This window comes from Colwellia sp. RSH04 (genome assembly GCF_003545765.1).
Taxonomy (GTDB): Bacteria; Pseudomonadota; Gammaproteobacteria; order Enterobacterales; family Alteromonadaceae; genus Colwellia.
The window spans coordinates 26781-40327 of the sequence record NZ_QXIO01000001.1 but is presented as its reverse complement, the minus strand read 5'-3'; the positions used below and the strand labels follow the sequence as shown (position 1 = coordinate 40327).

Sequence of the window (13547 nt, the reverse complement as noted above, 5' to 3'; positions counted from 1 at the left end):
GCTACCCCTTACTCACGCTTATTTGATTGCTAGTGTTTTCTTTTTATCTATATTGCTTGCTAAGATAAACAATGAAATTAGCTTAACCAATCAGGCACAATGTCTTGCTTAATTAAATCATCATACCTAGGTCTTTTACGAATAACGGCAAAATTATTCTTGCTCACCAGCACTTCTGGTACGGTTAGTCGAGCATTGTAATTAGACGCCATTACTGCGCCATAGGCACCGCAACTCATAATCGCGATAAGATCGCCTGCTTTTGAACGATTAACCTCTCTTGATTTGGCAAAGGTGTCACCTGTTTCGCACACTGGGCCGACAATGTCGTATTTTTGCTGCTCTGTTTGGCTATTATTAACGGCTAAAATGTCATGATAAGCATCGTACAAACTGGGTCTAAGTAAATCATTCATGCCAGCATCAAGCATTAAAAACTCACGCTCTTCACCATGTTTTACAAAAACAACACTCGATACTAATATACCTGCATCGCCTAATAATGAACGACCCGGCTCAATGACAATTTGGCAAGTTAAATGCGCTAATGCATCACTTACCACTTGTGCGTACTCTGCTTTAGTGGGTACTTGCTCACCTTGATAGTCAATGCCAAGGCCACCACCAATATCAACCACAGTAATATCATGACCATCTGCTTTTAACTGAGTAACTAGTTCAGCTACGCGATCAAAGGCTTCAGAAAAAGGAGCTAATTGAGTTAGTTGAGAGCCAATGTGTACATCAACCCCTTGCACTTTAATGGCAGGTAATGAAGCTGCTCGCTTGTAAGCTAAACGTGCCTTAGAAATAGGTACGCCAAATTTATTTTCTGCTTTGCCTGTTGATATTTTTTCGTGTGTTTGTGCGCATACGTCAGGGTTAATACGAAAAGCTATGGCTGCTGTTGTATTTAAGCGACTAGCTACTTGAGAAATTAACTCAAGTTCAGGCTCAGATTCAACATTAAATTGGAAAATACCTTGGTCTAAGGCAAATTCTATTTCACTTTCAGATTTCGCCACTCCGGAATAAACGATTTTTTGCGCAGGAATACCAGCACTCAATGCACGTTTTATTTCACCCACAGAGACAACATCAGCACCAGAGCCTAATTTGGCTAAGGTGGTCAATACCGCTTGGTTACCATTTGCTTTTACGGCATAACAAATTAATGCATCTTGTTTAGCAAAGGCTTGCTGATAACTTAAGTAATTCTCTTCAATGGCATTTTGAGAATAACAATAAAAAGGAGTTCCGACTTGTTTGGCTATTTCTTTAATGGCTACTTGTTCAGTAAACATGTGCGAATTTATATAGGGAAAGTGCTTTGCTGCCGTCATGAGTAATTATTTAGCCTTATGGTCGTGAGCATCAAGTATGAAACTGAAATGATAAAGAGTTAGCTATGCTAATATGCTTGAGTAATTTATGCCAACTCGTCATTATATTCAAGGGGTATGACTTATGCTTTAACGCATATTTAACCATTCTTAAAGGGTAGGCCGTGAAAAATAAGAGTAATTTATCTATGACAAAACGTGTTGAGTTTAATAAAAGCATATTGCTCAATTTAATGTGCATCGTTTTTATCGGAGGGTTAACGAGCTTTTCACTCTCAGCTCAAAGTCAACCGTCGAAGAAGATCGCTTTTGAAACTGATGTTATAGCCATCGAAGAGAAACACCTCACCGTTGATTATTGGTTAAATAAATTATCAGATAAAGATAAACGCTTAATGAGTAAGCATGAAATTAGTGCCTTTAATCAGGCGCTAGTTCATTCAAACCCATATATTGAAGATCCATTAGCAACAGCCCTAGAACTAACCAAGTCGACACTTAGTGATAAAGTGAATCAAATTATTTCCATTCCTAATAGTGCGCGCTATTTCACTAATAAAACGCGACTAACTGAGGGGGATTACTTAAAACTGCGTGATAATGTCAACCTAGCGGGCATTAACGAAGTAAACGCTGTTTCTTATGCTTTAGTGATTCAACGCTCTGTATTAAGGACATTTCCAACCTGGCAACGTGCGTTTAAATTAAATGATGATGGTGAAATAGACCAAGCGTTAGATCTTTTTCAAGAAAGTGGTATTTTTCCTGGTGAAGCTGTTGCTGTATTACATAAAAGTAAAGATGGCCTGTGGGCGTTAGTTCAGGCTTATAATTACCTTGCTTGGATGCCAGCAAAAGATTTAGCCATTGGTGAAAAAGAACAAATATCAAAATTTATCAATGCAAAACATTTTGTAACCGTGACAGGTGGTAAAGTCTTTGTTGATATTTCAAGGAATTCACAACAAAATGAATCGAGTTTATTACAGTTAGATATGGGCGTTCGCTTACCTATAATCGCTCGTTCAGATTACGCTACTTTCGATATTGCAAAGCCTGATAATGTTAATGGGCAAAACCCTTATGCCAACTATATAGTGCAGTTTCCTGCCAAGAATTCAGTTGGCAAGTTAGTATTTACTGCGTTAGCTATTCCTAAAAGTAAGGATGTTGTTGTAGGCACGTTAGCAATGACTCAAGAAAATATCATTAAGCAATCGTTTAAGTTTTTAGGTGAGCGCTATGGTTGGGGGCATGACTTTAATGGCAGAGATTGCACTGGCTTTATTGGTGAGATTTATAAAAGCTTTGGTTTGTTAATGCCTAGGAACTCAGGTCAACAAGCTAAAAGTGACTATGGCCAAAACATACGTTTTTCACTGGTGCAGCAAGCTTCAGAAAAAGCACTGCCACTCATGGTAAATAGTGAAAAACAAGAGGGCTTACAATCTTTACAAGTGGGTGATTTACTCTATTTACCCGGTCATGTGGTGATGTTTTTAGGTATGGATAATGGCCAGCCCTATATAATTCATGATGTTAAAGATTATAGTGTTGTCCAAAGAAATGGCGAGTTGTATCAGGGAGTACTTAATGGCGTATCTGTAACACCGTTACTGCCACTGAAGGATTATGTTAATCAGCTTAGTGTGATTAAACGTATTACTCAACCTGTTAATAAAGCTGATCTAATGAATAAAACCACTAAAAGATAATAAGTCGTTATGATTATAACTGATATTCGTTTAGCTAAACTTACTGTGCCGTTAGTGACACCTTTTAAAACCTCACTACGCACGGTAACTGAGATTGATGACTTAGTTGTGGTTATTCATACGGATTCTGGCGAAGTTGGCTATGGCTCTGCTCCTGAAACACCTTTAATTACAGGTGATAGTCATTCAAGCATGATTGAGGTTATTAATAAGGTATTTATCCCGCTGTTAATGGGGAGCAACATTGAAAATACATGGCAAATAGCCGCTAAATTGCAACAAGTTATTCCATGTCATAACAGCGCCAAAGCCGCACTAGAAATCGCTCTTTTTGATTTATATGGCCAATTACATCATTTACCCTTGTATCAAGCATTATTAATGACTAACTCATCTAAACCTCTCACTAGTGGTTGCGACGAGCCAATGATGTTGAAAACAGATATCACTATCAGCATGAATGATTTTGATAGCATGTTAGCCGACTCAAACAAGGCAATATCTCAAGGTTTTGATGTATTAAAAGTTAAAGTTGGCAATAACCTAAATGACGATATTAAATCAGTTATACGCTTGTATAAGGCAATTGGTAAAAATGTTGATATTAGATTAGATGTAAATCAAGCATGGACAGCACAGCAAACCTTGCACGCTGCTCAATGTTTCATTGATAATAATGTGATTATTGAGCTGATAGAACAGCCCGTTAAAGCTGATGATATAAGTGGTTTACAATACATTACTGAGCGAACAGAAATACCTATAATGGCTGATGAATCTGCATTTAATTTAAACCAAATAAAAAACTTAGTTGAACAAAAAGCAGCAGATATTATTAACATTAAATTAATGAAAACAGCGGGTATTACTCAAGCAGTGGCAATTGCAGACTATTGTGAATCAAAGAACATACCTTGCATGATTGGCTGTATGTTAGAAGGTAGTATTGCAGTAGCGGCTGCTGCGCACTTGGCGTTAGCAAAAAGCCGTAGTATCACTAAAATTGATTTAGACGGCCCAAGTTTAGGTAAATATGATCCCGTTACAGGCGGTGTATGCTTTGATAAGTCGACTATTTATTTATCTAATGCTGCCGGATTAGGTATAACGGCAATAGATGGTTTAATTTATTTGTAGGTAGTCTGTCACTATTTTAAAAATTGAAGACATATTTAAGCACTTAAACACTTAAACTAAAGCGATTAAAAGTTAAATGAGCGTAAGCATAACAATGAAAAAAAACTTATTACTACTGATTAGCTTAATGCTAATCATATCCTCCTCAGTGCAAGCCAAATCAGTGATTGGCAATCAACACCAACAGCTTTTGTTGATGATTTCTAATGATTGGCAAGCTACCCAAGGCAAACTTTATCAATATGAGAAAAAGCAAAATAAATGGCAGCTAATTAAAGGTAGTACTTCTGTAACCTTAGGCAGAACAGGTTTAGCATGGGGGTTAGGGCTTCATGATAAACAAGTAGGGCAATATAAAAAAGAAGGTGATGGCAAAGCACCTGCGGGCATTTTTACATTAGGCGACGCGTTTGGCTACTTACCTGATTTAGTGACAGGGTTAACGTATCAAGCAATGTCTAAAAATGACTACTGTATTGATGTAAATGGCTCTGCGTATTACAACCAAATTATTTCAAGTGAGCAACTTGGTGAAGATGCGATAAAAGGTTCAAGTGAGCCTATGCGTCGTGATGTTCATTTGAATAATGATCAAGTGTATAAAAAAGGGCTTATTATTAACCACAACAGTGAAAATATTTCAGGAGAGGGCAGTTGTATCTTTATGCACGTTTGGCGAAGTATTGATAAGCCTACAGCGGGTTGTACTGCCATGGAAGAGACCCATATAACGTCTATTCTTCAATGGTTAGATAAATCAAAACAGCCTATTTATGTGGCACTACCTAAAGCTGAGTATTTAAAGCTAAAGAAAGATTGGGGATTACCGACGGTTAAATGAACTTAATAGCTTCACTAATACACGTAAAATATGAGTGTTATTTTATGCAAATACAGATGTTGAAAAAAATTCCGTTGATGTTTATTTAATCGACAAGTTAGATGGTGAGAGTCTTTTAATTTTAGGGTCTGATATGGTCATGAAGCTGATGTTTTAAATCATCCTCAATTCATGCTTAGCTCAGCGTTGTTAAGCCTGATAATTACGCTTCAAGAAAAAGAGTATTTAACCTTTATAGAGGCAAAGAACTGGATGAATTGAACATTACGTATTCTGGTCTTTCAAAATGTATCACATTAAATGTTGTCGCTGCTTACTACCATGAGCATGTGTTATCGCGCTTAAATAATTAGAAGAGCATTTACCGATTTGAACGCTTTTGTTCAACATATTATTGAATATTAGATTATTAAGTGGTGCCGATTATTAAAAAGGTCATATTTTCTCTTAATTACATCAAGAATTAATGCCTTTAATTGCCACTAAACGGTCTTCAATAACCATGAATAATATGAAATTCTTACTCTAGGGGAAGTTTATATTTAAGCTTATGTTTATATTTAAACTTATTTGCTACTCGCCAAATTGTAGTTCAAAAAAACTTTCTAGAATTAATCGCGCTGATTCAGCATCAATGTTATCTTTTTTTAAGTTGCGATAACCTCCGCGTGAGAATAATTGCTCTTTAGCATCGGCGGTGGTTAAACGCTCATCTTGAAATTCGACTTTAATACCGTAACGACCAGAGACTCTGTTGCCAAATTTTTTAGCATCACGGGTTAGTTGTTGCTCGCTGCCATCCATATTTAGTGGCAAACCGACCACAACTAAATCGGGTTGCCATTCGTTCAGAAAATTAGTAAGACTTTCCCAATGAGGAATACCGTCATTGGCTTTTACTGATCCTAAAGGGGTAGCGCTGCCAGTTATTTCTTGACCGACAGCAACGCCTATATATTTCTTACCAAAATCAAACCCTATAAGAGTACGTTGGCCAACGGGAGTTGTTTTTTGTTTTGCCATGAAATTTTATAAGCCTTTAATATTTATGTGTTTTTCTGCTTGACTTTCTCTGATTTATAGCTTGGCTATGAAGTTAAGCATGACCCACATCAGTGGATAAATGCGCTAAATCAATACCTAACTTTTCAGTTGCTTTCTTCCACCTTAGTTCAACGGGGGTGTTAAAAATAATGTCAGCGTCAACTGGGGTAGTAAGCCAAGAGTTATCTTTAAGTTCTTGTTCTAATTGCCCTGGTCCCCAGCTTGCATAACCCAGCGTAACGATAAAGTTATCAGGGGCATCTTCTGTGCCTAAAGCAAGCAAAATATCTTTTGATGTGGTGACCATTAGTTGATCATTTAATGATAAAGAGCTACTCCAGCCACTTTGTTTGCTGTGTAGAACAAACCCTCGTTGTTGAGAAACAGGCCCACCAGAAAGAACACGTTGCTGAAGCTGAATATTTTGCTCGTCGTTACTTGCTAATTTAAGCCGAGTTTTAGTTTCACTGGTTGATGGCCCTTTTTTACTATGTGGTTTACTTACTTGTGATTGAGATGTTGAGTTTGTTTCAGATTCAGGTTCAATTTGTTTTAATAACTCAGAGAGATTTAGGCTAACAGGCAAGTTAATAATTAAGCCCATTGCGCCTTCTTCATCATGCTCACAGATATAAGTGACTGTTTTATTGAAAAAAGAGTCATCTAACGATGGCATGGCAATTAAAAATTGATTCTCTAAACTTTCCATCAATCCTCCAACAGGTTAATTACGCAATTTATCTTCAATAGCATCCATAAGTTTGCCACTGATATTAATAGGATAGGCTGCTTCTATTTCTCTAATGCACGTTGGGCTTGTGACGTTAATTTCAGTGACTTTATCACCAATAACATCTAAGCCGACAAAATATAAACCACGCTTTTTAAGCTCTGGGCCAATTTTTTGAGCAATTAATTTGTCGCTTGGACTTAATGGTCTGGCAACACCGCTTCCGCCTGCGGCTAAATTACCACGTGTTTCGCCTTGTGCAGGAATACGCGCTAAACAATATGGCATAGGCTCACCATTAACGATTAGTATTCGCTTATCACCGTCAATAATTTCAGGCATATATTCTTGTACCATGGCATATTGCTGACCGTGATTGGTTAAGGTTTCAATAATAACCCCTACGTTGGCGTCATTGGCTTTAATTCTAAAGATAGAAGCACCACCCATACCATCAAGTGGTTTAATTATGACGTCTTTTTGGTTTTGGTGAAATTCACGAATTTTGTCGCTACTACGTGTGACTAAAGTGCGTGGTGTTAAATCGCTAAACCATGCAGTAAAGAGTTTTTCATTACAGTCGCGTAAACTTTGAGGTTTGTTTACAATTAATGTGCCAGCCACTTCTGCTCTTTCAAGCATATAAGTTGCATAGATGAACTCGGTATCAAACGGAGGATCTTTTCGCATTAGCACGACATCTAAATCACTTAACTCAATATCTTGCGCTGGAGCAAGCTCGTACCAATGCTCGCTATCATCAAATACTTTAACTGCTTGAACATTTGCACGACAAACGCCTTGATCTAAATAAAGATCTTTAAGCTCCATATAATAAATTTCGTAGCCACGTTGTTGTGCTTCAAGCATCATTGCCATAGAAGAGTCTTTAGCAACGTTAACTTGTGAAATTGGGTCCATTACAACCCCAAGCTTAATGGGAGACGTGCTCATATGTTTTCCTTTAATATAATGTTGACTGCGCTAACTTTTACTAGCTATCAGGTGTTAATTTTTAAACTATGTTAAATCGCCAAAACGACATTGTAATGCGGTAATGGCTGTTAACGCGGCTGTTTCTGTTCTTAATACTCTTGGTCCAAGTAAAACGTCAGTAAAGTGTGCCTCATTAGCTAATTGAATTTCTTCTTCGCTAAGACCCCCTTCGGGACCAATTAATAATCTTACTTGCTTGTCATTTGCTAACTCATCAGCAGGTAATGTCATAATAGAATGACTGGCTTTAGGGTGTAAGTTCAGCTTGAGTGCGTGGGTTTGTTGTTCAAGCCATTGTGCAAGCGAAATAGGCGTGTTGACAATAGGCACAAATACTCGGCCACTTTGCTCACAGGCACTCACGACTATTTTTTGCCATTGCTGCTGTTTTTTACTCAGCCGTTCACCGTTAAGTTTTACCCCGCAGCGCTCTGTGAATAACGGCGTAATTGATTTAACCCCGAGCTCAACAGACTTTTGCAAGGTAAAGTCCATACGATCGCCTCGAGAAATACCTTGCCCTAAGTGAATATCTAAGGGAGATTCACGCTCAATAGTTTCTTCTGCGATAATCATTACCGAAGCTTGCTTCTTATTAACATCAGCCAATTCAGCAGTGTATTGTTTATTTTCATTACCGTTGAAAAGGGTAATGACATCACCTTGCGTTAACCGAAGAACCCTGATGACATGACCAAAAGACTCGTCAGATAATTTCACCGTGTCGTTTACATTAAAATCTGTGGCTTGGTAAATTCTCGGATTTGACATAATCTTATTGGCTTTTATTTTTCTTCTAATGAATAGCTAAAAGATAGGGGCAGAGCATATAAAAAACAATGGCTGGCGCTTTTTATTTTCTGCAAAAACAACAAAACCTCCAGCAGGAGGTTTTGTTAACAGTCATTAATGACAGTAATTTTGCTGATTATAACCCAGCAGCTTGACGTAAATCGTCAGCTTTGTCTGTTTTTTCCCAGCTAAAGGCGGTAAAGGTATCTTCACCTACAGTCATTTCATAGGGTTCACGGCCGAAGTGACCATATGCAGCGGTTTGTTGATACATTGGGTGCAGTAAATCAAGCATTTTAGTGATACCGTATGGGCGCAAATCAAAGTGTTCACGTACCAGCTCAACTAATTTTTCTTCCGATACTTTACCTGTACCAAATGTTTCAATTGAAATTGAAGTGGGTTCGGCAACACCAATCGCATAAGACACTTGAATCTCACAGCGATCTGCTAGACCAGCAGCAACAATGTTTTTTGCAACATAACGACCCGCGTACGCAGCACTTCTATCAACTTTTGAAGGATCTTTACCTGAGAATGCACCACCGCCATGTCGAGCCATACCACCGTATGTATCTACAATAATCTTACGACCGGTTAAACCACAGTCACCCACTGGGCCACCAATAACAAAACGACCGGTTGGGTTAATAAAGTACTTGGTGTCTTTCGTTAATAACTCAGCAGGTAGAGTGTGCTTAATGATGTTTTCCATCACGGCATCATGTAAATCTTCTTGCTTAATTTCAGGGTCGTGTTGCGTTGATAATACTACCGTATCAATAGCAACAGGCTTGTTATCTTCATAAATAAACGTTACTTGCGATTTTGCATCAGGGCGCAACCAAGGTAATACGCCTGATTTACGTGCTTCCGCTTGACGCTCTACTAAACGGTGAGAGTAGTATAATGGCGCAGGCATTAATGTTTCAGTTTCGTTGGTTGCATAACCAAACATTAGACCTTGATCACCAGCACCTTGATCTTCAGGTTTAGAGCGATCGACACCTTGTGCGATTTCTGGTGACTGTTGGCCGATTAAGTTCATAATGCCACATGTTTCACCGTCAAAACCAACATCAGAAGAGGTATAACCAATTTCACTAATGACATTACGAGTTAACTTTTCTAAGTCAACCCAAGCGGTTGTTGAAACTTCACCAGAGATAATCGCTACCCCAGTTTTTACCATGGTTTCACAAGCAACACGGGCATGTTTATCTTGTGTGATAATCGCGTCTAATACCGCATCAGAAATTTGATCGGCAATTTTATCTGGGTGACCTTCAGATACTGATTCCGAAGTAAAGTATTGTTTAGACATAAACCCTCTGCAATTTGTTTGTTTTTGTGCGTAGATATTAATTTTTAATAATTAATGGTGACAAAAAATAATAAAGTAAGCATAGAAAAAAATTCAATTGAGGCGATATTACACCTTTCTATAATTGTTTTCTAGTTTTTTTACGCCTAGACGGCTAAACGTCTTTTTGTTTTTTTTGTAACTGATTGAATTTATAACTTTAATGTTATCGCCAAAAAATAGAAATGCTTTAGTAATACTAATTGAAATAATATGCAATAAATAAATTTATGCTTAAAAGCTCTGTAATGTAAGAGGGTTTTGCCATAACTTAGTAAAGAGTTCCTGCTGAATATTAGTATTTTTTGAGCTATAAAATTGTCTGGTTCCAATATTAGATTTTGCTGCAGATAAATTGTGTCTTTCTAATTGACTAATAAGCTGAAGGGTTACAGGTAATGCAGTTTCAACAAGTAATATTGAAGCTTTTTCTTCTTCAATTATGCGCTTTATTTGTTGTTGGAGAAAAGGGTAGTGAGTACAGCCAAGCACAATGCGATCAACCTTTTGTGCTATAAGGGGTAAAAGATAACGTCGTAGTAGTTGGTCGCAGCAATGGCTGTCACTTAAGCCTTGCTCTATTTTTTCAACTAAGCCTGGGCAAGGTTGAATAAAAACTTGTGCGCCATTTTGATGCTTAGTTATTAGCGATTTAAATTGACTATTTTCACTTGTCGCTTGAGTCACTAAAACAGCAACCTTTTTCGATTTACTTTGTAATGCAGCGGGTTTAATTGCTGGCTCTACACCAATGATAGGGATTGATAGCTGCTCTCTTAATTGCGAAATAGCATTTACCGTTGCAGTGTTACAGGCAATCACTAACACTTTAGCGCCCTGTTTAACCAAGCGATGAGCTATGGTGTTAACTCTTTCAATAATGAAGTCAATCGACTTTTCTCCATAAGGGGCGTGCAAGGTATCGGCAACATAGATCAAACCTTCATGAGGAAGTTGTTCACTGATACATTTTGCAATGGATAAACCACCGACCCCAGAGTCAAAAATCCCTATTGGGGCATTATTACTTGGTCCGATGTTAACGTTTTTAAGGTTGGTCAAAGTGGTCTCAAAAGCTGGGAGTATCAGGGAAATTGTATTAGTTTCTGTAGCGATAAATCAATAGCTTTCTTATTTTCTAAAGGGATCTCGAAAAATAGAGTATTTTTTAAGAAAAAAACAATAAAAATAGGTAAAGTTTTTTGTTTATTAAATCTTTACTTAAATTGGTGTCAATGATAAGTTTAGCGTGAGAATAGCGGTAAGTTTTTTATGAGTAAGGGTAAGTATGTCTAGTGACGTTTCAATAAGTCGAATGAAGCAATTTCCATTGTTAATGTGGATCTTACTCTTTGGCTCGTTTATTACTCGCGGCAGCTTTTATATGGTGTGGCCCTTCTTAGCTGTTATCTTGTATGAAAAGTTTTCTCTTACTGCCACTGAAGTCGGGTTAATTCTTTCGGTAGCAGCCATCGTTTCGGTCTTTATTAGTTTTGTTGGTAGTGCGTTGTCTGATCGTATTGGCCGCAAGAAATTAATGTATTTCAGTGGGTTGCTTTATATTATATCTTTCTCTTTGTTGGCTGAAATAGATCATATTGAAGGTTATGTTATTGTTATTACTTTGTGTTCAATTGCGACAGCGTTATGGCGTCCGCTAATTAGTGCATTAATAGGGGATATGATTGATGACAGTAAGACGCGCGAGCTTGCCATGCAATCCCTTTATTTTGTGGTAAATGTTGGCTGTGCAGTAGGCCCCATGGTTGGCGTTTGGATGGGATTAACAGGTGAGCAATCAAGCTTTTATATTACTGCCATGGCCTTTGTGTTTTTGTTGTGCTTATTATCGTGGGGCTTTTATCAGCATGAGAAACAAGAAGCTGCCATTGAAACAAGCAAGGCTATTCAAATTAAAGAGAAAGAAGTAAGTACAACAGTAAAACTGAACAGTGAAGCAAATAAAGCAAAGAGTAAAAAAGAAGAAGGCAAAAAAGAAAACGTTAGCTTTAAAGAGATTAGTAAAATTTTACGACAAGATAAACTTTTTCAATGCCTTATTTTGGCAAATATTATTTGTATGTTTATTTATGGGCAAATGGATAGTTCGCTCATTCAATACTTAACCCGCGCTGAAGTGCCTGAATTATTGATGCTTATATCAACAATAATCTTTACTAATGCGATGGTGATAATTACTACGCAATTCGCAATGCTCAGAATGATGGCACATATTTCACTTATCGCTAGAATTCAAATAGGTTTAGTATTATTAGCGATATCTCAGCTATGGATGGGGTTAAATCCGGTATCGCTTTTTTGGGGGTGGATAGGTGCAGTGATTATCATGAGCTTGGCTGAAACGATACTTTTTCCTACGATGAATGTTCATATTGACCGAATTGCCCCTAAGCATCTTCGTGGCGCTTATTTTGGCGCATCATCCTTCTATGAATTTGGTTTTGCTTTTGCACCACTAGGTGGTGGGTTGATATTGGATTATTTCGGTGGATCTACTTTGTTTATTTGTAGTGCTGTGCTTTCGCTAGTCGTAATTTATTTGTATGCCATGTTAAGTAAAATGCCTCGACCAGAATTTGTTACTTCAGAGCAAGATGATAACCCAGTAGTTAGCAACGTAAGTGAGTAACTCGTTAAGTTAATTAGGTAAGTCAATTAGGTAAGTAACTAGATTGATAAAGGTAACATTGAGTTTGAAATAGCTTTTAGAAAAACGTTTGAGGTAGTTGTCTTCCAAGATGCCGCAGCTCACAATAGTCCAGAACACCGTGTGTTATTAGGTGCAGCGCGGAAATATTATCGTTTGGAGTCGAGAAGTGAATAACGTTTGAGGTAGTTGTCTTCCAATGATGGTTGAGCTTTGCCGCAGCTCACAATAGTCCTGAACACCGTGTGTTATTAGGTGCTGTGCGGAAATATTATTGTTTAGAGTCGAGAAGTGAGTAACATTAGAGGTAGTTGTCATCTAATGATGGTTGAGCTTTGCCGCAGCTCACAATAGTCCAGAACACCGTGTGTTATTAGGTGCAGCGCGGAAATATTATTGTTTAGAGTCGAGAAGTGAGTAACATTAGAGGTAGTTGTCTTCCAATGATGTTTGAGCTTTGCCGCAGCTCACAATAGTCCAGAACACCGTGTGTTATTAGGTGCAGCGCGGAAATATTATTGTTTAGAGTCGAGAAGTGAGTAACATTAGAGGTAGTTGTCTTCCAATGATGTTTGAGCTTTGCCGCAGCTCACAATAGTCCAGAACACCGTGTGTTATTAGGTGCAGCGCGGAAATATTATTGTTTAGAGTCGAGAAGTGAGTAACGTTAGAGGTAGTTGTCTTCCAAGATGCCGCAGCTCACAATAGTCCTGAACACCGTGTGTTCAGGGCGGAAATATCATGCTAACCGTAGGCTTCCCGATACATGCCGGGCCTGCACAATAGTTAATAGTCAATTCCCTAAGGTAAAACTTATCGGCTCAGGGACACAGTTCACATACAAACATCCCAGAAGACACTTTTAGTATAGCGAATAATTACTCGTCAAATAAGTTTTTTTTAACAGGTAAGAGCTGA

Annotated in this window: 11 protein-coding genes and 1 other RNA gene; 4 read left to right on the top strand and 8 right to left on the bottom strand. The window is 37.9% G+C overall.

The window, feature by feature from the left end:
* Positions 1-77: 77 nt before the first annotated feature.
* Entirely contained in the window at positions 78-1343 is a 1266-nt protein-coding gene (lysA, locus tag D1094_RS00175) for a diaminopimelate decarboxylase (protein ID WP_118958074.1), read from the bottom strand.
* Between the two features lie 188 nt (positions 1344-1531).
* Between lysA and D1094_RS00170 the strand changes: the two genes are divergently transcribed.
* The 3 genes from D1094_RS00170 (at position 1532) to D1094_RS00160 (ending at position 5036) form a co-directional block, all read left to right on the top strand.
* Positions 1532-3058 carry an SH3 domain-containing protein gene (locus D1094_RS00170; RefSeq protein WP_118958073.1) on the top strand — a complete coding sequence of 509 codons (1527 nt, stop codon included), beginning with the start codon at positions 1532-1534 and terminating at the stop codon, positions 3056-3058.
* A gap of 9 nt (positions 3059-3067) precedes the next feature.
* Positions 3068-4195: a dipeptide epimerase gene (locus D1094_RS00165; protein ID WP_118958072.1), complete on the top strand. Its 1128-nt coding sequence runs from the start codon at positions 3068-3070 to the stop codon at positions 4193-4195.
* 94 nt (positions 4196-4289) lie between these two features.
* Positions 4290-5036, top strand: a complete 747-nt coding sequence (locus D1094_RS00160) for a L,D-transpeptidase (RefSeq protein ID WP_220452507.1) — start codon at positions 4290-4292, stop codon at positions 5034-5036.
* Positions 5037-5609: 573 nt separating this feature from the next.
* Here D1094_RS00160 and ruvX read toward each other — a convergent pair.
* The 6 genes from ruvX to murI form a co-directional block, all read right to left on the bottom strand.
* A complete protein-coding gene (ruvX, locus tag D1094_RS00155; protein WP_118958071.1) occupies positions 5610-6059 on the bottom strand; it encodes a Holliday junction resolvase RuvX in 450 nt (149 codons plus the stop codon).
* Positions 6060-6132: 73 nt separating this feature from the next.
* A complete protein-coding gene (locus tag D1094_RS00150) occupies positions 6133-6789 on the bottom strand; it encodes a YqgE/AlgH family protein (RefSeq protein ID WP_118958070.1) in 657 nt (218 codons plus the stop codon).
* A gap of 15 nt (positions 6790-6804) precedes the next feature.
* Complete coding sequence (gshB, locus tag D1094_RS00145) at positions 6805-7764, bottom strand: glutathione synthase (protein ID WP_118958069.1); 960 nt, start codon at positions 7762-7764, stop codon at positions 6805-6807.
* A gap of 66 nt (positions 7765-7830) precedes the next feature.
* A complete protein-coding gene (gene rsmE / locus D1094_RS00140; RefSeq protein ID WP_118958068.1) occupies positions 7831-8577 on the bottom strand; it encodes a 16S rRNA (uracil(1498)-N(3))-methyltransferase in 747 nt (248 codons plus the stop codon).
* 157 nt (positions 8578-8734) lie between these two features.
* Positions 8735-9922, bottom strand: a complete 1188-nt coding sequence (metK, locus tag D1094_RS00135; RefSeq protein ID WP_118958067.1) for a methionine adenosyltransferase — start codon at positions 9920-9922, stop codon at positions 8735-8737.
* Between the two features lie 273 nt (positions 9923-10195).
* Complete coding sequence (gene murI / locus D1094_RS00130; protein WP_259337771.1) at positions 10196-11023, bottom strand: glutamate racemase; 828 nt, start codon at positions 11021-11023, stop codon at positions 10196-10198.
* Positions 11024-11249: 226 nt separating this feature from the next.
* Here murI and D1094_RS00125 point away from each other — a divergent pair, with 226 nt between their 5' ends.
* On the top strand, positions 11250-12611 hold the full coding sequence (locus D1094_RS00125; protein ID WP_118958066.1) for an MFS transporter: 1362 nt from the start codon (positions 11250-11252) through the stop codon (positions 12609-12611).
* A gap of 695 nt (positions 12612-13306) precedes the next feature.
* Here the strand turns inward: D1094_RS00125 and ssrS are convergent.
* Positions 13307-13488, bottom strand: a non-coding RNA gene (gene ssrS, locus D1094_RS00120) — 6S RNA.
* Positions 13489-13547: the final 59 nt, after the last annotated feature.